Origin of the sequence: Shewanella sp. BF02_Schw, assembly GCF_014596695.2 — a bacterium.
In the GTDB taxonomy this organism is placed as follows: Bacteria; Pseudomonadota; Gammaproteobacteria; order Enterobacterales; family Shewanellaceae; genus Shewanella.
In genome coordinates this window covers 157,555-179,497 of sequence record NZ_JABKAW020000001.1, presented here as the reverse complement: position 1 = coordinate 179,497, position 21,943 = coordinate 157,555, and the positions used below count along the sequence as shown (strand labels likewise).

Here is a 21,943-nt window from a genome sequence, read left to right as displayed (position 1 = left end):
GGTATGTAGGGGCAGAGTAAAATTTATTTGATTACCATAGATGTCCTAATCCAGAGAAGCACCTTTAGACTCTCAGCTCTATCACGTTTGTGTCCAAAAACGAGTTAGTAACGCTTGCAAAAGTCTAAATTTAACTCTGAACTTGAAGCCGTTGAAGACTCTTTATAAAAAAATGCGTGAGCCTGACAGGACGTCAGGCTAGCTTTCGCGATACAGGTCGTTCTTTGGCGTCCTGCCACCACGACATTCGTGGATCCATTCACTTCAGACACCCCATCGGAGGCGATAGCATTTTTACTCTTTATTGCAAAATGGGCCGAAGCAGACTACAAACTAAGTAAAAAGCTGGATAAATCCCCATGGCGACCTTTTCGCTGTTTGAAAATGTTGCGGGGCGGCTGGGCCAATTTTTTTATAAATAGTAAAGAGGGAACAGCCGTTGGTTTCCTCTTGGTCTGGTGTGGGCGAAGCGCCACGACGTTAGTGGCCGCAGGCCATAAGTTATAAACCATAAGCTAAAATATAGCCGCATTTAGTGGAATCAGGGTAAACTTATATAAAAAGATAAGTTCTAATCCACTTCTGTCCAAAAACGAGTTAGCAGCCCCGCACTTAAGATGCTGTAATTGCCATGACTATCAATCCATATCATCTAAACAATTCTCCGCTAAAAAATCTTATCGTTAGGCACAGATAAAGTTCAGGATTTAAACAAAAGTTTGTTATACTCCGCGGCCGCTTATCGATGGCACTCAATGGGGGTGTATCATTCAAGCTTAACGTTTTTCAACTATCCTAAGACGTTAATCAACCCAGTTAAGCATGATATCTGCCATTAACAATGGCTATAGGCCCAAATACTCTAGATTGACCTTGTGCAGCTAACTTAGCTTGTTGCAACTAAATCGCTTTGTTTTGATGTACATACAGGAACCGCACCATGAAATTCGAATCTTTTAGCTTCGCCCCAGAAATATTACGCGCGATCGCTGAGTGCGGTTATCAATCTATGACGCCAATTCAACAACAAGCGATCCCGGCAATCCGTCGTGGTGAAGATGTCCTAGCAAGCGCTCAAACAGGCACAGGTAAAACAGCAGCATTTGCACTGCCTATATTACAAAGAATGTGTGATAACCCAAAAGAGACGATGCCGTCTAACACTCGTACCTTAATTCTGACTCCAACTCGTGAGCTTGCCGCACAGGTTGCAGACAACATTAGCGCTTACAGTAAGCATCTTAATTTAACGGTATTAACCATTTATGGTGGCGTTAAAATAGAGACCCAATCACAAAAACTTAAACGCGGTGCCGACGTTATTGTTGCTACACCAGGTCGTTTACTTGAACACATTGTGGCGTGTAACTTAAGTTTGTCGAATGTTGAGTTTTTAGTACTCGATGAAGCAGACCGTATGCTGGATATGGGCTTTAGTGCTGACATTAAAAAGATTCTCCAAGCAGTAAACAAAAAGCGTCAAAACATGTTGTTTTCTGCGACCTTCTCTTCTGAGGTTAAAAAGCTAGCGAATGACATGCTTGAAAAGCCTAAAGTGATTACTGTTGATAAACAAAACACTACTGCCGACACCGTTAGCCAGGTGGTATATCCAGTAGAGCAGCGCCGTAAACGTGAATTAATATCTGAACTTATTGGTACCAAAAACTGGCAACAAGTGTTGGTGTTTACCGCGACTCGTGACGCAGCAGACAAATTGGTCAAAGAGCTTAACTTAGATGGTATTCCATCGGGTGTGGTTCATGGCGAGAAAGCACAAGGCAGCCGTCGTCGTGCGTTACGTGAATTTGTTGAAGGTAAAATTCGCGTATTAGTGGCCACCGAAGTCGCCGCTCGTGGCCTTGATATTAAAAATCTTGAATACGTTGTTAACTACGATTTACCATTTTTAGCCGAAGATTACGTCCACCGTATTGGCCGTACAGGTCGTGCAGGTAAAACCGGTGTGGCAATTTCGTTTGTGAGCCGCGAAGAAGAACGCACCCTAGCTGATATTGAAAAGCTAATCGGTCAGCCAATTCGTCGAGTCACAGTACCGGGTTATGAAGTGGGTAGCCGTGAAGTACTGCTTAAGCAGATTGAAAAGCGCCGTAGTTTTGCTAAAAAACAACAACGTGGTGATAACGCTGGCGCCCAGATGATTGCTGAGAAAAACATGGACGGACGTCGTGTTAAAGTGGGTAAAGTCAGCAGCACGGTTAAATACAAAAAGATTAAATAACTCAACTCGAAAGAGTTAATGGTAATAGAAAAAAGCGCTTAGGCGCTTTTTTTGTGTTTGAATGAAATTAATTGTGTGGTTATGAGGTCTACTTTAGTCGGGACATTACTCTATAAGGACTTATCATGTTAAAAACTCTGCTTATTGCCACCGCACTTACGTTAACCAGTTTAGCCAGTGTGGCTAAGCCTATTGCCAGTGACGAGAACAATGTCATGCCACTGCTCAATGGCCACCAGATACCAGCAATAACCCTGCAAGATGTTGATGGTAAAGCGGTTGAACTCAGTAAGCTTGTGGCGAAAAAGCCGACGATATTCTTCTTTTACCGTGGCGGTTGGTGTCCATTTTGTAATTCGCAAATGGGTCAGCTAAAAGCAATTGAACCTAAATTGCTTGAAATGGGTTTCCAGTTAGTGGGTATTTCACCAGACACGCCAGAAAAGATGCGCGCGTCGATGAATAAACAAGAACTCGATTATTTATTGCTGTCTGACACCTCAATGGCGGCATCGCAAGCATTTGGTTTAGCCTATTACACCAGTGCAGATATCACTAAAAAATATACTGCCAGTTTAGCGGTAACCAATGAACTGTTTACTACCCCAGCAGGTGAAAAACGCTTAGTGTTACCCGTGCCAGCTGTCTATTTGGCAGATAAAAGTGGTTTAATTCATTTTCAATATGTGAATCCAAACTACAAGGTTCGCCCTGCGCCAGAGCTAATTTTAACCGCTGCTGAGTTACTCGTTAAACCTTAGTTAACGCCAAATTCAAATAGAATCTAGCCAACATTAATCCAATAATGTTGGCTTTTTTAACTTACTCTTTTGAGTCAGCACCCTCTAATACAACACTATAGTGTTATGACACTTACCCACTCACACTTGGTGCTTTCAACAACGACACTTCTACACACCGATACATCTAGACTTATCGTAATTAAATACAATCTTTCATCACAAAAAACCTCGAAATACAGGCGTTTTTAGCCAATTAGTGCATTTTATATTGGATTTTCAATACCTCATCTCGTTACACTGTTCGGTATATAAGAATATCCCTACACAGAGGCTGTAAAATACCATGTCTATTGCTACTACATTTGGCACAGCAAATACTTCTGGCACGATTAAGGCGATGCTATTAGGTTGCGGTGAACTCGGCAAAGAAGTTGCCATTGAGCTACAACGTTACGGAATTGAAGTTATCGGAGTTGATCGCTACCCCAATGCCCCAGCAATGCAAATTGCCCATCGTTTTCATGTGATTAACATGCTGGATGCAAAAGCATTAAAAGCAGTTATCGAGCTTGAAAAGCCGGATTTAGTGATCCCTGAGATTGAAGCTATTGCCACCCAAACGTTAGTGGAACTAGAACAGCAAGGTTTACATGTGGTGCCAACCGCTAACGCAGCCAAACTCACCATGGACCGTGAGGGCATACGCCGACTTGCGGCAGAAACCTTAGCGATACCAACATCAAAGTACTTTTTCTGTGACACTCTAGCTGAATTTGAACAGGCCGTTACCGACATTGGTATTCCATGCGTGGTTAAGCCAGTAATGAGTTCGTCTGGTAAAGGCCAGAGTGTGATTAAGTCAGCACAAACCATTCAGCAAGCATGGGCTTACGCCCAAGAAGGTGGTCGTGCAGGTAAAGGACGAGTAATTGTTGAAGCTTTTATTCCATTTGATTACGAAATTACCTTACTGACGATTAGCGCCGTAAATGGTATCCACTTTTGCGACCCTATTGGCCATAGACAAGAAGATGGCGATTATCGTGAATCGTGGCAACCGCAGGCGATGTCGGCTGAGGTATTACACAAGGCACAAGCCATGAGCCAACGAGTTGTTGAGGCATTAGGTGGATATGGACTCTTTGGTGTTGAGCTATTTATTCGTGGTGATGAAGTGTATTTTTCTGAAGTGTCGCCAAGGCCACATGATACAGGTTTAGTAACCTTAATCAGCCAGGATTTATCTGAGTTTGCCTTGCATGTACGTGCGATTTTAGGATTACCAATAAGCAATATTGTGCAGCATGGTCCTAGTGCTTCTGCGGTTATTCTTGCCGAGGGCACATCCACCAATATCCGTTACCAGGGCATGGCTGCAGCCTTAGCGCCCGCGGATACCCAATTACGCTTATTTGGTAAGCCAGACATTGATGGTCGTCGCCGCTTAGGTGTGGCGTTAGCCCGCGATAACTCGGTAGAACAAGCAGTCGAAAAAGCAAAAACCGTTGCCAGCCATATCAAGGTACTGTTTTAACGTCACTGGATATTGTTCTGTCACCTAGCTGAACTGAATATCGATGAACTAAGCCGTGGAGTATCTGCGGCTTAGTTTTTTACTATTGGCATTGGTTTAGGCAGTGGTTTATCTGCTAAGTGAAAGTGGACTAACATTAGCAAACGAAACAGCGCTTTAAGTTTAAGATCTTGATCAAGCTTACCCGCGTGAATCAGTTTTTTCAGTACCGTTATTTTTATGTACAGTTTTTTAATCAACACGCCGCTTGGCTCACCTAGGTATTTATCGAACTCTTTATAACCCTCAATAGTTCGCGGTACTAACTTAGCCTGACTAATATGTAATCCCGACAGTATCGCTTTATCGAACGCTTGGGTTTCTAGCCCCTTGATAATGTCGGCTGCACTGAGTTGTTGCGCCAAACCATCCACAATAAAATGAATATTTGATTCAATTTCAAATTGCAGCGCATGGGTATCGTGGCGCACATTATCAAATCTGCTACGTTCTTTATCAACAAAATCAAACAGGACTTTCCATAGTGACATGTGTCGTTATCCGCTCTAGTTGTGAGTGTTAATCGAACGCTATAAATGACAGATCTAAACACCCAGCACTATATCTAAGTTATAAGCTTTAAATTCTAAACTCGAGACTCTAAACTCGAGACTCTAAATTTTAATCTAAGCTTTAAACTCGAGACTAAACAGGTTAAAAGTGGTTGGTTTAGTGATAGCTTTAGCCGTTAATTCTATTCAACATTTTACCTTGTTGAAAATAGAGAACATTTTCAAGCGCAATATTAAGTAGATTTTGTCTAGCTTGTAATGTCGCCCATGCAATATGCGGCGTGATAGTAATGTTGGCTGCACTAAGTAACGGATTATTGCTACTTGGCGGCTCAGTGGATAACACGTCAACTGCCGCAAAGCCGTTACCATTGTTAAGCCATTGAGCGAGATCATTTTCATTAATCAAATCGCCACGGGCGGTATTCACTAATAAACAACCCGGTTTAAGTAAGCGTAAACTGTCGCTATTGATCATGTATTTGGTTGCTGTACTCAGCGGACAATGCAGCGAAATAATATCGGCTTGTTGAAGCAGGGTGTCGCGTTCACACCATTGAATAGCATCAGGTAAATTGGTTTTAGGTTTAGCACTGGTAATCAACACTTTCATGCCAAACGCGACACCTAAATTGGCAACCTGTTGGCCAATATCACCATAACCTACCACACCCAGCGTGAGGCCTTTTAATGAGGTTAAGGGTGATAAGGTAAAACAAAAATCTCGTTGCGTTACCCATTGTCCTTGTTTTACGGCTTGGTCATGTAAGGCAACTTGTTGCTTATGATGTAAAATATGGGCAAACACCATTTGTGCTACGGCATCAGGACCATAAGCAGGAATATTAGTGACAACAATACCCTGCGCTGTTGCTGCATCAACATCGACCACATTGGTTCCTGTGGCAAGAACACCAATATAGCTTAATGCGGGCAGTTGCTTTAAGGTCGCGGCACTCAATAGCGTTTTATTGGTCAGCACGATTTGCGCACCTTGGCAGCGACTGACGATTTGTTCGAGTGTGGTATGGTCGTAAATATCACATTCGCCTAAAGCCTCAAGCGCTTGCCAACTCAAATCACCAGGATTAAGTGTATAACCATCTAATACCACTATTTTCATTTATTACCCCATTCCATTGTTTACAAAAATACGTTACTGGCTTGCGCTAACGCATTCCTCTAGAGGTTTTAATGCGCTCGTAAGCGGCTTGAATATCTTGTGCTTTGGTGTTGGCTAATTCCATCATCTCTTCAGGTAAGCCTTTAGCCACAAGCTTGTCTGGATGATGTTCATTCATCAACTTACGGTAAGTTCGTTTTACGTCTTGATCACTAGCGGATTCTTGCACGCCAAGTAGCACATAGGCATCAGTAAGCGGCATTTTATTACCTTGTGGCGACTGATGATGACTAAATTCAGCTTGCCAACGAGCCAGTAAAGCATCCAGTTGTGCAGCAAGGCCAAGCTTAGTGGCAATAACCGACAATATTTGCTTTTCATTGGCATGTAACTCACCATCGGCCAAGGCAGTTTGAATTTGGATTTCCAAGAACATTTGTGCTAACTCGACTCGTCCTTGAGTGGCTTGTCGAAACAGTTCTAGCTGCTTTAGCAAATCAAAATCTGCTTGGCGACCTTGACGAAAAGCCGTTTGCGCATCGATACGAGACTGACCAGACAACTTCATTTGATCCATTAACATGGTCGCTATACGAATATCGGTTTCAGTCACTCGCCCTGACGCTTTAGCAACATGGCCCATTACGGCAAATGTTGAATTAAAAAACATCGCCTGACGTTCACTGCCTTTACGCATTATCGAGGTTAACCCTTGGCGCCTATCAAAAGCATGGCCTAACCATAATCCTAAAATTGCACCAAAGAAACGCCCGAACATATACCCAATGATAAATCCAAAAACTTTACCCCAAATTCGCATGTTGTTTTCCACTACGGTTAATAATTAATAAACAGCTAGCCATTATCAAAGGCGTAGCTTAAAGCGGTAACTGAGTCTCTATATCAACTAACCGGCGCTGTAATTTATCCAGGCGCTCAAGTGTGCCGACATCGCACCAATAAGCATCAAAATGCTCACCTTGTATTTGTTGCTGGCCAATGGCTTGTTTAAGCAAAGGACCCAAAGCCTGTTTACCTTCAGGCAACTGGCTAAATAATTGAGGATGATAAATCCCCAGTCCAGCAAACGTTAACCTTTGTTCATCGCTCAAGGTTAATTGACCTTGGGCATCAATAGCAAAATCGCCCTGTGGATGATGTTCTGGATTATCCACTAACCACAAATAAGCTTGTGCTTCACCTTGGTTAATGCGTTTATAAGCCAAGGTGATGTCGGGCAAGTGATCGATAAAAATATCACCATTGATAACCAAAAAAGGTTCGTCCCCCAACCAAGGTAATGCTTGCTTGATACCCCCCGCCGTTTCTAACGCCGTGGTTTCTTCACTGTAGTTAATCTGCAAACCCCATCGACTCCCATCGCCTAGCATTTCAGGTAACTTATGTCCTAACCAAGCTTGATTGATCACAACCTCAGTCACGCCAATTAACGCGAGCTTTTCTAAGTGATATTCAATTAAAGGTTTACCTGCAACGCTCACTAATGGTTTAGGTAAGGAGTCGGTTAACGGGCGCAAACGCTCCCCGCGTCCTGCAGCCAGTATCATCGCTTTCATGCTTCGCTTACCGCCTCATTAGTATTTTTGTGGTTTACTAACGGTAAAATCACCCTGTGAACCCACAGACTAAAATCGGTAGTTTGTGGGTATTTCATCCCAATATCAGCAACATATTGTAAGGTTAATGGAATATCAGCCAGATAACCGCGCTTGCCGTCACGATGATATAACCGCGCAAAAATACCCGCAGCTTTGATATGACGTTGTAATCCCATTAAATCAAACCACTGGGTATAAGTAGCGTAATCAACATTTTCATCCATTAATTGGTGATCTATAGCGAGCTGATAATAATATCTCATCAAGTGATTAACGATATCATCTGGCCAACGTACGTAACAATCGCGCAGCAATGATACCGCATCATAAGTCACTGGCCCATGCACTGCATCTTGAAAGTCAATCACCGCTAACGCTTGATCATTTATCAGTAAATTACGGCTATGGTAATCACGGTGCATGCCCACTTTTGGCTGCGCCAGTGCATTGTCGGTTAAGGCTGCAAACGTAGCCGCAATCATTTGTTGCTCATTATCCGTCAATGCGTAATCTAAATGCTCTTTTAGTAACCAATCGACAAAAATAGCTAATTCTCTTGCCACAAAAACGTCATCGTAATCAGCTAACGGTCCATCTTCGGTTTCCGTTACCGTGGCAATGACCGGCAATAAGTTTAATGCCTGCTTATAATAGTCGCTCACATTGTCTTTATTCAGCACCGACAAAAGTTGTAATTCGCCTACATCAGTTTGTAAGACAAAACCATAGTCTTCGCAGGTTGCAAGCACTTCGGGTACCAGTAAGCCTGCATGTTGATAAGCCTTGGCCATTGCCACAAATGGCGCGATGGGCACTAAGTCGATCGGTGAATCTGAAACAATGTAATCAATACCTTGATGATGAAGACGAAAATAGCGTCGAAAACTGGCGTCGCCGCAGATCAAGTTAATGGCAACTTTATCGCCGAAATATTGGTATAACCAGTTACTTAACGCGACAAATCTTGGGTCAGATAAAATCATCTCAATGGCTCTTAACGAAAAATTGCTTTATTATAGCCAGCATAACATTTGGAAACAGCTAAAGAATGGAATGTTTCATCTAGCTGAGTATCTTTTTCTCTCCAAAACTTTCCGGAATCAGAATTCATAAATTATTGACAACAATGCAGATCCGTTATTTTCTGGCACTAAGCCTACTCCCAAATATCGTGTTGGCCGATGAGCCTACAACGACAGAAGCGCCTTCATTGCAATGCGTTGTTGCTCCGCCTGTGTCTCGTTCATTCGAAGACCGTGCGGCATTAACCGGCATATCAGACGATCAAATTGTTATCATTAGCGATCACTCTGCCGTTGCTTACAATAACCAAGCTGAGTTTTCGGGTGATGTGAGTTTCAGCCAGGGACTTCGCCATATCGCTGCTGACAACGCGGTATTAGATCAAAAACAACAACGCTTAAATGCAGAAGGTAACCTTATCTTTAAAGATGAGTTATTTACCGTCACAGCAGATACCTTAGAAGCCCAAATGAGCACGAATAACGCCACCTTAAAAGGGGCTCAGTATTGGCTACATGGGCAACAAGTACATGGCGATGCAGAAAAACTACAGATAACTTCAGACAATAATCTATTGCTAACAAAAACCAACTTCACTACCTGCCCTCCTGGTGATGAATCATGGTTACTTGAAGCTGATATGATCAAAATTGACAGCAAAGAAGAATGGGGTGAAATTTGGAATGCCAAGCTGCGTATTGCCAACATCCCAGTATTATATATCCCGTATATGACAGTGCCTGTATCAGATAAACGTAAAACCGGCTTCTTATTCCCAAGTTTTAGTACCAGCACCACTAACGGTGTAGAAGTTAGCACCCCGTATTATTGGAATATCGCCCCAGAGTTTGACTTAACTTTCACCCCAGACTTCATGTCTTCGCGTGGGTTGTATACCAAAACGGAATTTCGCTATCTCGCTGGCGAACAGCAAAATGGCCAGTTCAATGTCGAATATTTAGGTAGCGACAGTAAGCTAACCTCTAATGCTGACCGTTATTTGTATCACTGGAGCCATCAAGGCGCAGTCAACAAAAACTGGCGAGTAAGATCGGACTATACCGATGTGTCTGATAACAATTATTTCAACGATTTAAATTCCGACGTTAATCAGTCAACCGACAACCAGTTATCACGGATCGGTGAAGCTAGTTATTTTGAACGCAACTGGGACTTCAACATGCGCGTGCAAGACATTAAAGTGCTCGGTGAAGATGAAAAACCGTATCAAGTGATGCCACAGCTAAACTTTAATTATCGTTCTGCAGACATTTTTAACTCTATCGACTTTAAATTTAATTCAGAACTGACCAATTTCCGTCATCAAGATAATGAATATAATACCGCTACCCGCTTACATTTAGTGCCTAGCTTAATTTGGCCAATACAAGGGCCAGCAGGTTCATTTACCAGTGAAGTTAAATTACTGCAAACTCAGTACTGGCAGCAAAACATCGACGAAGACTCAACATTAGACGACAGTATAAGCCGTACGATTCCTCAAGCGCGTTTACACGGTCAGGTGAATTTTGAGCGAGCAACCCAATTGTTTGATGAACAATACCGTCAAACCCTTGAACCTCAGATTCAATATCTTTATGTCGGCTATGAAGACCAATCCAATATTGGTATTTATGACACCGCACAATTACAAGAAGACTATTATGGTCTGTTCCGCGATCGCCAATACTCAGGCTTAGACCGTGTTGCTGATGCCAACCAATTTACCTTAGGTTTTACCACTCGTTTGTTTGATCAAACTAACCGCGAAAAACTCAAGTTTAGCGTGGGGCAAATCATGTATTTGGAAAACTCTAAAGTCAGTATTGACGATGCTTTCGAAGAAACAACCCAGTCAACATCGGTATTAGCGGCTGAATTAGATGCCCAGTTATACAACGATTGGTTTGTGAGTGGTTCAGTACAACACGACACTGAAACGGGTGAAAACAAAAAGAATGAAATCACTTTGGATTATCGCCCAAGTAGCGACCGATTATTGCAGTTAAGCTACCGTTATGTACCCGACTTATTAAATACCAACACCAATGATCAAGTTGATATTTCCCAAGCAGGCGTGCGCACATCGTGGCCTATTAGTGACAACTTATATTTTGTCGGTAACTACTATTACGACCTCAATGAATCTCGTAATATTGAAACTTACACTGGCGTACAATACGAGTCATGTTGCTGGGCATTGCGCTTAAGTTATCATTATCGTATCAAAACCAACTACGATGATGATTTATCAGAAAGCGTTGACGGACGCGAAGAGTTTGAAAGCGGTGTTTACCTAAACTTTGTCATTAAAGGCTTAGGCGGATCAGGTCCGTTAGGGGTAGACGACATGTTAAATGAAGGCTTATTTAACTACCGTAAACCACTTTACTTGAGGAATTAGCATTCTTTTGTGATAGATTGCTGAACCTAGCGACAAACTCATAGTCCAATAACAACAAACATGCTGTTGAGTATGAAGTAGTAACCTTATTTTGGCGATGTATTGCCAGTTTATATTGAATCGAATGTGCCAAGGATTTTGTGGATGAAACACAGTAAAAAAATAATTTTTGCATTACTAGCATTAGCTATGAGTAACACCAGTGTTGCTGCGCCAATGCCATTAGATCGCGTATCAGTACAAATTAATGATGGCATCATTCTTGAGAGTGAAATCACCAACATGGTTTCAACTGTTAAAGCCAATGCTAAAGCAGCTAAACAAACATTACCGTCTGATGATGCCTTACGTACCCAGGTTATCGAACGTCTCATTTTAACTCACTTGCAAATGCAAATGGCTGAACGTATCGGCTTGCAGATTGGTGATTTACAATTAGACCAAACGATTGAAAACATCGCTAAAGAACAAAAAGTCACCGTTGCGCAAATGCAACAAACTATTGAAAGCGAAGGTACGAGCTTTAGCCAATATCGCGAACAGTTACGTCAAGAAGTCACTCTAGGTGAAATTCAGCGTATTCAAGTGCAACGCCGTATTCAGGTTTCACCACAAGAAATTAGTGGCTTAGTGAAATTGATTCAAGAGCAAGGTTTAAAAGATGTTGAGTTTCAAATTGGTCACATTCTGATTGAAATACCAAGCAACCCAACGAGCGAACAACTTGAAAGTGCTAGCCGCCGTGCAGAAATCGTGCTTAAACGTTTAAACAATGGCGACGATTTCCGTAGTACCGCTATTGCGTCTTCATCAGGTCCTAAAGCGTTAGAAGGCGGGATTTGGGACTTTATGAACATTAACGAAATGCCAACCTTGTTTGCTGAAGTTATCAGTAACGCCAAAAAAGGTGACATAATCGGTCCGATTAAATCGGGTTCAGGCTTCCATATTATTAAAGTAGTCGACACTCGTGGTTTACAAACCCAAGAAGTTGAAGAAGTAAAATCACGCCATATCCTGTTAAAGCCATCGCCGATATTATCGGAAGATCGCGCAAAAGCGATGTTAGCTAACTTTTTGACTCAAGTTCGTGCAGGTGACGCAGATTTTGCTAAATTAGCCACTCAGTACTCTGAAGATCCAGGTTCTGCAGCTAAAGGTGGTGAGTTAGGTTGGGCAGACCCAAGCATGTATGTGCCAGAGTTTACGCAAACATTAGCCAGTCTTCAGGAAGGCCAATACAGTGAGCCTTTCCGAACAACTCATGGCTGGCATGTAGTGCAACTTGAATCGCGCCGTAAAACTGATGCAACCGAACAATTTAACAGTAACCGTGCTCATCAATTAATCTTCCGTCGTAAGTTTAATGAAGAGCTACAAAACTGGTTAGACGAAATGCGTTCAGAAGCGTATATCGAAATCGTTGAGCCAGAAAGCAAACGAGGCTAAGCAAAATTAATGACTAAACGTATTGCCATCACTCCCGGCGAACCAGCAAGTATTGGTCCCGACTTAGTCATCAAACTCGCTCAACAGGCCTGGCCTGTTGAGTTAGTTGTTTGTGCCGACCAAAATTTGCTCATGACACGAGCAAAAATGCTTGGACTGCCTTTACAACTCAGGCCTTATCAACCATCGCAACCACCGAAGCCGCAAACAGCAGGCACATTAACCATTGCTCCTTTTGCAGTAGCAGAAGAAGTTGAGTGTGGTGTACTGAATGAAGCTAACAGCGCTTATGTAGTAGAAACTTTGCGCTACGCCGGTGAAAAAAATATGTCGAATGAATTCGACGCGGTCGTTACCGGTCCTGTGCACAAAGGCATTATTAACCAAGCAGGTATTCCATTTAGCGGTCATACCGAATTTTTTGCACTACAAGCTAATTGTGCAGATGTCGTCATGATGCTTGCAGCCCCAGGGTTACAAGTGGCACTAATGACCACACATATTCCATTAGCTTACGTTGCAAAAGCCATTACCCGCGACAGACTACATCACATTATTAGCATTTTGCATCGTGAATTGGTCAGTAAATTTGGTTTAGGCTCACCCAAAATTTATGTGTGTGGACTCAATCCACACGCAGGAGAAGACGGCCATTTAGGCCGTGAAGAAATCGATACCATCATACCTGCGCTCAACGAGTTACGAGAACAAGGCATGGATATTGTTGGCCCGTTGCCAGCCGATACCTTATTCCAGCCTAAGTATCTCGAACAAGCTGACGTGGTATTAGCTATGTATCATGACCAAGGATTACCTGTGCTTAAATCATTAGGTTTTGGCAAGTCGGTCAATATCACCTTAGGTTTACCTTATATTCGCACCTCAGTCGATCACGGCACCGCGCTAGAATTGGCCGGCAGTGGTAAAGCGGATTGCGGCAGTTTTACCTGTGCATTAAACAAAGCCATCGAATTGGCCTCAAAAAGTAAGTAACCCATTTTAATGAGTAATAAAGTACATTTAGGCCACACGGCCAGAAAGCGTTTTGGACAAAACTTCTTAACCGACCAAGGCGTGATTAGCAGCATCGTAGGCGCTATTGCACCTGATAATGATCATGTAATGGTTGAAATTGGACCTGGTTTAGGTGCATTAACTGAACCTGTTGCAGATATGATTGATAACTTAACCGTTGTTGAATTAGATCGTGACTTGGTTAAACGCTTACAATATCACCCAATACTTAAAGACAAACTGACCATTCACCAAGGTGATGCATTACAGTTTGATTTTGGTCAGTTGCAACAGCCTGGCAAGAAAATGAAAGTGTTTGGTAACCTTCCTTACAATATTTCAACGCCACTGATGTTCCATTTGTTTGAGTTTGCTGAACAAATAGAAACGATGCATTTTATGTTGCAAAAAGAAGTGGTTTTGCGCTTATCAGCAAGTCCTGGCACCAAAGCTTATGGCCGTTTAACGGTGATGGCACAATATTATTGCCAAGTGGTACCCGTTTTAGAAGTGCCACCAACAAGCTTTACACCTGCTCCGAAAGTCGATTCTGCAGTGATAAGATTATTGCCTTTTGAAGTCAAACCTTGGCCGTGTAAAAATGTCGATGTATTAAGACACTTAGTCACGACAGCATTTAATATGCGCCGTAAGACTTTGCGTAATAATTTAAAAACCTTAATCTCAGACGAAGATTTTGCAACACTGCAAATTGACGCAAGTCTGCGGCCAGAACAAATTAGTGTCCCACAATATGTGGCAATGGCTAATATGCTGTGTGATAAAAAAGATTAATTATAAGGGCATGCATATTGAGCATGCCCTTTTGCTTTAGGACATAACATGACCCAAGTTGAATCGCCTATTAAGATTAAAGTCGACACCCAATATTTAGAACAACAATCCGATGCCGCCGATAATAAATACCTTTTTAGCTATACCATTACCATCATCAACTTAGGTGATAATAAGGTGACTCTTAAAGACCGTCATTGGATCATCACCGATGCTGACGGCGAACAGAATGAAGTAAAAGGCCCTGGCGTTGTTGGTGAAACCCCCACTATTGCACCCAATACTGCTTACCAGTATACCAGTGGCACTGTGATGGAAACGCCGGTGGGCTTTATGCAAGGATCTTATGGCATGGAAAATCATAAAGGCGAGCGCTTTTTAGCGACCATTCCACCTTTTCGCCTTGCTGTTCCTGGGATATTTCAATAACCCATGGCACACTATTTTGTCGGCGATGTTCAGGGATGTAACTCCGAGTTACAACTATTGCTACAAAAGGTGGCCTTTAACCCATCCAAAGATCAACTTTGGGCGGTTGGCGATCTTGTGGCCAGAGGTACTGAATCGTTAGCAACACTTCGCTTCTTCCAATCATTACAAGATTCAGCAAAAGTGGTACTGGGCAATCACGACTTACATCTTTTGGCTCTGCACGGGAAGCTAAAACGAGCCAATCCACAAGATCATCTTGATGAATTACTCAACGCTCCTGATATTGATAATTTAGTCAATTGGCTCCGCCAACAGCCTTTAGTCAGAACCTTACCTGAACATAATATCATCATGACCCATGCGGGAGTGCCTCCACAGTGGGATATAGCAACCCTTGAACATGAAGCAGAGCAAGTCAGCTTTGCATTACAGCAAAATGATTATCTAAGTGCATTAATTGCCAAAATGTACACAGAAGATTCTGAGCACTGGTCTCCATCTTTGCACGGTATTGACAGACTACGTTATTGTATCAATGCATTAACACGTATGCGTTTTTTACACCTTGATGGCCGTCTTGATTTTAAATGTAAATCACCACCCAGCGAACAGCATACTGCCGAGTTACGTCCATGGTTTGAATTTGAATCAAAAACAGTACCGCAAAACACCATCATATTTGGGCACTGGGCGGCCTTAATGGGCCAAACAAGTAATCCGCACGTTCTCGCATTAGATACTGGCTGCTGCTGGGGAGAGCATTTAACACTATGGCATCTTGAAAAGAATGAAAAAATTACCCAAAAAAAGTTAATTTAACGTTAAACTAAAGTACCATTTAGCCGATAGCTAAATGTAGAATTTATTACGCTTGCCTGAGAAACAATCGCCCTTTAATAAATTCCTATCGTGGTATGCGATAGCACATACAAGATAAAAATCAGGATCAAATAATAATAGCCGGAGTACTGTATGAAAATTAATGTAGCGACCAGGGTCATTGGCGGTTTTACCGTGGTGACACTGTTATTGATGGTCCTCGGTGGCGTGACCATGCTGAGCAACAACAGTATTAAAGACGGGACGACTATTCTTAAGACGATCAGCCTACCAGCACTTGAATCGACGAGTATTTTAAGTGAAAACTTAAGCACCCAGCAAATTGAAGCGTTACTCGCTTATTACAGTGCGCATTCATCAAAGATTCCAACGATAGAAAAGAAGCTCACTGATTTAGATAACGCATTTGAAAAAGATCTTACACGCTTAAATAATTTAGTAAGCAAACAGAATCAGCTTACTGCGCCATTAGCTGCGTTAACGAAAAGCTACGCTGTGTATAAAATGAGTGCAAAAAAAATGATCGTAGAGCGTGAGAGTGCTCTTAGCTTGCAAGAGAAGTTACTCAAAATGCGCAGTAACCTGGAAAATGCAGCAGATGACTCTTCATCTATTTTATTAGATATCATCGATCTAGAAACCAGCGAAGATGAAACTGAACGCAGTTTGGCTGCGTCAGCCAGTTTAGTTGATGGTACATTCATCAATATCATTACCACAATTTATGATTTGGTGGCCTCAACTGAACAAAGTAAATATGACCTTATCATCAAAGAACTCGATTACATGGTCAGCGAAGCTTCATCAAAATTAGATCATATTGGTCGTCAGGGCAGTGGTATTGTCAGCAGTTCAGTTTTAGAAGATTTAACCGCTGAAAGTGCAAAAGTATTTAAGTTGCTAAAAGGCAACGGTTCAATTCTCGAGCTAAAACAACAACAATTAAATCACGAGTTTGCGGCCGCTAAACAGTTAATCGATACACAAAGCGAAGCAAAAGACGTCAACAAGAAAATGGCTGTTTTGGCAAAAGCCATCGACACTTTCGCGAGTGATATCAGCACGACAGCCTTAGAAATCATTGATTCAGCAGCCATTAAAACGTTACTGGTAGTATTAACTGCCATTATCGTTGCCATTATTGTCAGTATTGCTGTTGTTAAACCATTGACCCGCTCGTTAGAGAAAGTCAATAAAGCGTTAAATGTGCTAGCGTCAGGTGATTTAACCCATAAATTAGATGACACTGGCCATGATGAATTCGCAGAATTAGCCAAAAACTGCAACCGGTTAGTCGACAGCCTACGAAGTCTTATTATTGGAATAGTTGATCGCTCAAATCAGTTAGCTGCTGCAGCAGAAGAAACCTCTGCAATTACCTCGCAAACCACTATCGGTATTCAAGAGCAAAAGAGCCAAGTGGACCAAGTTGCTGCTGCAACCACGGAACTGAGCTCGAGTGCACAACAGGTATCAATGAGCGCAGATCAAGCACTGAATGAGATTAAACAAGCTGACCAAGAAACACAGCATATGCGTACGCTTGCAGAAGAAAGCAAAAATACCATTATTGCCCTTGCTGAAGAAGTCGCTAAAGCCGGTATTGTTATTAATAAAGTCCATTCCGATAGTGCGTCAATCGGCTCTATTTTAGATGTGATCCGTGGGATTGCAGATCAAACTAACTTACTTGCGCTAAACGCGGCTATTGAAGCTGCAAGAGCTGGAGAACAAGGACGAGGCTTTGCTGTTGTGGCTGATGAGGTGCGTAACTTAGCATCACGTACCCAACACTCAACCAGTGAAATTCAGCAAATGATTGAAGTATTGCAACTTGGTACGCAAGAAGCCGTTGCAGTGATGGAATTGGGTCGTACTCAAGCACAGAGCTGTGTTGAAAAGAATGAACAATCAAATCTTGCCTTAGAGACCATTAGTAAGTCAGTTCACAGAGCCTTTGATTCTGGTAACCATATTGCCCAAGCAGCCCAAGAGCAAAATATCGTTAGCCAACAAGTTTCAGAAAAACTCGAACATATTGCCTCTATTTCAGAAGAAACCTCAATAGGTGCGGATCAAACGGCACAATCAAGTCAGCAAGTTGCGATGCTTGCTGAAGAACTACAAGCGTCGGTACGCGAGTTCAAGGTTTAATCTATACAATATAAGTTAGTATTCACAAAAGGCCCTTAGTGGGCCTTTTTTATTGCCTGTAATATTTGATTACGAGTAACTGACACTCTGATGGTAAATGAAATAAATCGATTTATAACAAGCAAAATATTATGCCTAAACTAGTCGCTGAACAGCCACAGAGCACGCTTTCAACTATCAACTCATGCGTGTGGTAACCTTGATTGTAATTGGTAACGCCAGCCAGAAACCAATGGCTTGTCTGGCATTAATAGAACATGGATTTTAGACTCAAATTGATGTGCAGATAGGTCGCAGTAAGTAGCAAGTTATCAGTAAGCAGGCTGAAAGTTGAAAGCAAACAACAAATAAATATAAGGCGAATGTAATCCGTCATTGCTAATCAACCTAATGGGTAAATTATCGACATAAAAAATGCCGATAATTACTTATCGGCATTTCTAATTACATTGACTGACTCAACGATGACACATCGCCAGAATTAGCCACCAACTCGGTCTTTAATCGCGGCAGTAATCGGGCTACCGTCATGACCATTAGCAGCTGCCCAATCTAGAATGGTTTTGCCATCAGCCTCAGGAATAGCTAAATCACTTGAAGGTAGACGCTTTGCGATAAACTCACCGACATCATTAGCATTTGAATTGTAGGCAGTACGCAATAAACTGCTGCCATCACAAGAAATGCCTGAATAAACATTACGTAATTTAACACGACTTTCTTTCATCTTCTTACGTAAACGGCTTTTGTCGTCTGATTTCACATAATCACAAATATTTGCAACTAATTGATCTGTATCGGCGATAGCAGGGGCTGACACAAAAGATGCTGCAATCAGGGCTGCAATAGCTACAGGCAATAGACGCATCTGACACTCCTTTATATTTTATAGTTATATAACTATGTATAGAGATCATGATTTAGATCACTTTTACATATTAATTTCAGGGGTAAACCCGACTAATTTAACACTTTTTAACTAAAGTGTTAAAGCTATATTGCAATCCTTTGTCGTTTGTTGCAGTTACTGAGTTCTGTAAATCCCAAGAACCATCATCCCAGGCAGGAAATACCGTGTCACCCTCTACATCGACATCAATTAACGTTAGATATAATACGTCAGCTTGAGGCAATAGTTGTTGATAAAGTTGACCACCACCAATCACCACCATTTCTTCACAATCACCCGCTGCAGTGATAGCTTCATCGAAACTTTTTACACAGGTAACACCTTCAATACTCAGCTGATTATTACGGCTAATCACTATATTGTGGCGCCCCGGCAATGGTCGACCAATTGACTCATAGGTTTTGCGCCCCATCACAACAGGTTTTGACAAGGTCATCGCTTTAAAGTGGCGTAAATCTTCAGGTAAATGCCAAGGCATTTTATTGTCTTTACCTATAACTCTATTGTTGGCCATTGCGGCAATCATTGCGATACGCATTGAAGCAAAATCCTTATGGTTAAATAATTGGTCTGTTACGGTAGTAAAGCAAACTTGGTAACGCTAACCCTACCGCCAGCGCACCTAAGATAAATACTGTTTTTAAACCGTTGACGATGACCTGAGCTGTGAGTTCGGGACTAACCTGACTCTGTGCTGTGAGTTGAATTAATGCAATGACAGTATTGAATGCATACGTTCCTGGTACCATTGGAATAATGGCAGCAACAGCGTACATCAATGGTGGAGCAAGGTGACGTTTAGCAAACTGAATAGTAATCAAGCCAACAATAGCTGCGGCGATAAATGTCGCCCATTCAATTGGCATTGAAAAATGTAATAAGAAAGTTCTTGAGCTGTGGCCAATAGCACCGGCGATAGCACAATAAATTAAATAGCGTTTAGGGACATTAAACACCATCGCAAAACCAACCGCAGGTATCGCCGAAAAAAAGGCATCATGCAGCAATAAACTTAGAAAGGATAACATTAAAATATCCCTCCCATTTGCATCGCAATGGTAATACCAATAACCGATGCTAAAGTTAATAGGGTTGCATGACCCCAGCGGGAAATACCCACATTCATGTGACCTTTGACCATATCCGAAATTGCATTAATCAACGGAAACCCTGGTACTAGCATCAACACGCTGGCCGCCATTGCTGCTTGAGGTGTTTCGGAGATAGATCCAAGATAGCCGATTTGAGCTATAGCCGTGATCACAAATGCAGTCAGTGAGAAGTTAACCAATAAATTGAAATGTCGAGATGCCAGAAAAAGGCGTACTATCATTCCAACCGCTGAGGCAAAAAATGTGATCAAGCATGCCATCATGTCGCCATCAAATAAATGACAGAAACTTGCGCACGACAAACCTATCATAGGAACTACGGCAATTGCGGGGTATGTTTTAGGAGAAATATGAGCGAGGCGTCTACGAACTTCATTGGCACCATAAATACCTTTTTCGGCTAGTATGCAAATTCGTTGAAGCTCACAAATCACCATCATATTAATGCCATGAGCACGAATACGACGGGTTGTGGTAATGCATCTACCGTGTACCAAGCTAGTTAATACTAATGCATTGGATGATATTGATAATTCAATGCTAGCAATACCGAGTGCTTTACCAAGGCGCTGACTAATCTCTTCAACGAGATCAGACTCAGCACCATATGCCAGTAGTAGCTGCGCACAGCGTACTACAAGGCGGGTAATTTCATTTTGGCTATCTTCGTACACGACGTCCTCAAATGAGCTCTTTAACGTTGATAGATGACTTCTACATCATAGTCATCATCATCAAAATCTTCGTCAAAGTCATCATCATAATTTTCATTAGCGTTTTCATCTTCAGCGCTATGGTAATTATCCCATTTAAACTCAACGTCAGCATCAGCGGTAATTTCTTCCACAATAGCCGGTAAACTTCTAATGTAGTCAAGCATCTTAATGCTTAGCTCTTCAGTACCAGTTCGATTGTAAGCTGACATAGTATAAACATCACCCTGCCAATCTAACTCTTTGACAATACGATCGATTTTAGCTTGTATCTCTTCATCTAGCAGTAAATCAGTTTTATTAAACACTAACCAACGCGGTTTTGCCGCTAGTTTTGGAGAGTATTTTTCAAGTTCACCGACAATTGCACGAGCAGAATACACTGGGTCTACGCCATCAATAGGTTCGATGTCGATAATGTGTAACAACATACGGCAACGTTCAAGATGCTTTAAGAAACGAATACCTAAGCCGGCACCTTCAGCAGCACCTTCAATTAGACCTGGGATATCGGCAATAACAAAGCTTTGGCCTGGACGCGGATTAACCACACCAAGGTTTGGCACTAAAGTCGTAAACGGATAATCCGCAACTTTAGGCGTCGCACGTGATACCGAACGGATAAAGGTTGATTTACCTGCGTTTGGCATCCCTAGTAAACCCACATCAGCAAGTAACAATAACTCAAGTTTAATTGAGCGTACTTCACCAGGGGTACCTAATGTCTTTTGGCGCGGAGCACGGTTAGTACTACTTTTAAAACGGGTGTTACCTAAACCGTGGAAACCACCTTTAGCAACAAGCAGCTTTTGTCCATTTACAGTAAGATCGCCAAGTGACTCTTCTGTTTCTTGATCGATAGCACGAGTACCTACTGGTACTTGCAGAACCAAATCACTACCACCATGCCCGGTACAATCACGGCCACGACCATTGGTGCCACGTTCAGCCATATGAAAACGAGTAAAACGATAATCAATCAGCGTGTTCAAGTTTTCGTTAGCTTGCAGATATACACTGCCGCCATCGCCACCGTCACCACCATCTGGACCACCATCTGGAACATATTTTTCGCGTCTAAAACTCACGCAACCGCTTCCGCCGTCACCTGCTTCTACGCGAATATTCGCTTCATCAACAAACTTCATACTGACTCCTGACGCCACTTAATCTGTAATTATAATCCCAAATCACTGGAATTTGCAGGAAAGCGCTGAAGATAGCATTCATCACGATATCGCCTACTGCATATAAACAAAATCATTAAACTATCAATAACAGTTTA

20 protein-coding genes are annotated in these 21,943 nt (G+C 42.1%); 10 read left to right on the top strand and 10 right to left on the bottom strand.

From position 1 onward, the window contains the following. Positions 1-940 precede the first annotated feature (940 nt). The 3 genes from HNW13_RS00955 to purT all read left to right on the top strand — a co-directional run bounded on the left by HNW13_RS00955 (position 941) and on the right by purT (position 4,519). Positions 941-2,242: a DEAD/DEAH box helicase gene (locus HNW13_RS00955; RefSeq protein ID WP_059744719.1), complete on the top strand. Its 1,302-nt coding sequence runs from the start codon at positions 941-943 to the stop codon at positions 2,240-2,242. A gap of 125 nt (positions 2,243-2,367) precedes the next feature. Beyond that, positions 2,368-3,003: a peroxiredoxin-like family protein gene (locus HNW13_RS00950; protein WP_192114353.1), complete on the top strand. Its 636-nt coding sequence runs from the start codon at positions 2,368-2,370 to the stop codon at positions 3,001-3,003. Between the two features lie 325 nt (positions 3,004-3,328). Further along, positions 3,329-4,519, top strand: coding sequence for a formate-dependent phosphoribosylglycinamide formyltransferase (gene purT, locus HNW13_RS00945; RefSeq protein ID WP_192114352.1), 1,191 nt, complete (start codon positions 3,329-3,331; stop codon positions 4,517-4,519). Positions 4,520-4,590: 71 nt separating this feature from the next. On the opposite strand, the gene HNW13_RS00940 is transcribed toward purT, so the two are convergent. From HNW13_RS00940 to HNW13_RS00920, 5 genes are all read right to left on the bottom strand, one after another. Next, on the bottom strand, positions 4,591-5,049 hold the full coding sequence (locus HNW13_RS00940) for a hypothetical protein (protein WP_192114351.1): 459 nt from the start codon (positions 5,047-5,049) through the stop codon (positions 4,591-4,593). Between the two features lie 190 nt (positions 5,050-5,239). Then, the gene (locus HNW13_RS00935; RefSeq protein WP_192114350.1) at positions 5,240-6,193 is read right to left on the bottom strand and encodes a D-2-hydroxyacid dehydrogenase; all 954 of its coding nucleotides are present in this window, start codon (positions 6,191-6,193) and stop codon (positions 5,240-5,242) included. A 46-nt stretch (positions 6,194-6,239) separates the two neighbouring features. Continuing rightward, positions 6,240-7,013, bottom strand: coding sequence for a co-chaperone DjlA (djlA, locus tag HNW13_RS00930; RefSeq protein ID WP_011638516.1), 774 nt, complete (start codon positions 7,011-7,013; stop codon positions 6,240-6,242). A gap of 58 nt (positions 7,014-7,071) precedes the next feature. Then, complete coding sequence (gene murU, locus HNW13_RS00925; RefSeq protein ID WP_192114349.1) at positions 7,072-7,770, bottom strand: N-acetylmuramate alpha-1-phosphate uridylyltransferase MurU; 699 nt, start codon at positions 7,768-7,770, stop codon at positions 7,072-7,074. Continuing rightward, on the bottom strand, positions 7,767-8,795 hold the full coding sequence (locus HNW13_RS00920) for a phosphotransferase (RefSeq protein ID WP_192114348.1): 1,029 nt from the start codon (positions 8,793-8,795) through the stop codon (positions 7,767-7,769). Before HNW13_RS00920 ends, murU begins: the two co-directional genes overlap by 4 nt. Before the next feature lie 143 nt (positions 8,796-8,938). Between HNW13_RS00920 and lptD the strand changes: the two genes are divergently transcribed. The 7 genes from lptD (at position 8,939) to HNW13_RS00885 (ending at position 17,923) form a co-directional block, all read left to right on the top strand. Next, positions 8,939-11,239 carry an LPS assembly protein LptD gene (lptD, locus tag HNW13_RS00915; protein WP_101088758.1) on the top strand — a complete coding sequence of 767 codons (2,301 nt, stop codon included), beginning with the start codon at positions 8,939-8,941 and terminating at the stop codon, positions 11,237-11,239. A gap of 144 nt (positions 11,240-11,383) precedes the next feature. Then, positions 11,384-12,688, top strand: coding sequence for a peptidylprolyl isomerase SurA (gene surA / locus HNW13_RS00910; protein WP_101088757.1), 1,305 nt, complete (start codon positions 11,384-11,386; stop codon positions 12,686-12,688). Between the two features lie 9 nt (positions 12,689-12,697). Next, a complete protein-coding gene (gene pdxA, locus HNW13_RS00905) occupies positions 12,698-13,681 on the top strand; it encodes a 4-hydroxythreonine-4-phosphate dehydrogenase PdxA (protein WP_162023751.1) in 984 nt (327 codons plus the stop codon). A 9-nt stretch (positions 13,682-13,690) separates the two neighbouring features. Continuing rightward, on the top strand, positions 13,691-14,497 hold the full coding sequence (gene rsmA / locus HNW13_RS00900; protein WP_182744170.1) for a 16S rRNA (adenine(1518)-N(6)/adenine(1519)-N(6))-dimethyltransferase RsmA: 807 nt from the start codon (positions 13,691-13,693) through the stop codon (positions 14,495-14,497). Positions 14,498-14,545: 48 nt separating this feature from the next. Then, positions 14,546-14,926: a Co2+/Mg2+ efflux protein ApaG gene (gene apaG / locus HNW13_RS00895; protein WP_101088754.1), complete on the top strand. Its 381-nt coding sequence runs from the start codon at positions 14,546-14,548 to the stop codon at positions 14,924-14,926. Between the two features lie 3 nt (positions 14,927-14,929). Next, on the top strand, positions 14,930-15,748 hold the full coding sequence (locus HNW13_RS00890) for a symmetrical bis(5'-nucleosyl)-tetraphosphatase (protein ID WP_192114347.1): 819 nt from the start codon (positions 14,930-14,932) through the stop codon (positions 15,746-15,748). 153 nt (positions 15,749-15,901) lie between these two features. Then, a complete protein-coding gene (locus HNW13_RS00885) occupies positions 15,902-17,923 on the top strand; it encodes a methyl-accepting chemotaxis protein (RefSeq protein WP_192114346.1) in 2,022 nt (673 codons plus the stop codon). 481 nt (positions 17,924-18,404) lie between these two features. Here the strand turns inward: HNW13_RS00885 and HNW13_RS00880 are convergent, their stop codons facing one another. From HNW13_RS00880 to cgtA, 5 genes are all read right to left on the bottom strand, one after another. Further along, a complete protein-coding gene (locus HNW13_RS00880; RefSeq protein ID WP_101088751.1) occupies positions 18,405-18,791 on the bottom strand; it encodes a DUF3718 domain-containing protein in 387 nt (128 codons plus the stop codon). Positions 18,792-18,888: 97 nt separating this feature from the next. Then, positions 18,889-19,371 (bottom strand): type 3 dihydrofolate reductase, encoded by a 483-nt coding sequence (gene folA, locus HNW13_RS00875; RefSeq protein WP_192114345.1) that lies wholly within the window; start codon positions 19,369-19,371, stop codon positions 18,889-18,891. A gap of 19 nt (positions 19,372-19,390) precedes the next feature. After that, positions 19,391-19,861 (bottom strand): threonine/serine exporter family protein, encoded by a 471-nt coding sequence (locus HNW13_RS00870; protein ID WP_101088749.1) that lies wholly within the window; start codon positions 19,859-19,861, stop codon positions 19,391-19,393. Continuing rightward, on the bottom strand, positions 19,861-20,619 hold the full coding sequence (locus HNW13_RS00865; RefSeq protein ID WP_101088748.1) for a threonine/serine exporter family protein: 759 nt from the start codon (positions 20,617-20,619) through the stop codon (positions 19,861-19,863). Before HNW13_RS00865 ends, HNW13_RS00870 begins: the two co-directional genes overlap by 1 nt. 20 nt (positions 20,620-20,639) lie before the next feature. Beyond that, positions 20,640-21,806, bottom strand: coding sequence for an Obg family GTPase CgtA (cgtA, locus tag HNW13_RS00860; protein WP_011638530.1), 1,167 nt, complete (start codon positions 21,804-21,806; stop codon positions 20,640-20,642). Positions 21,807-21,943 lie beyond the last annotated feature (137 nt).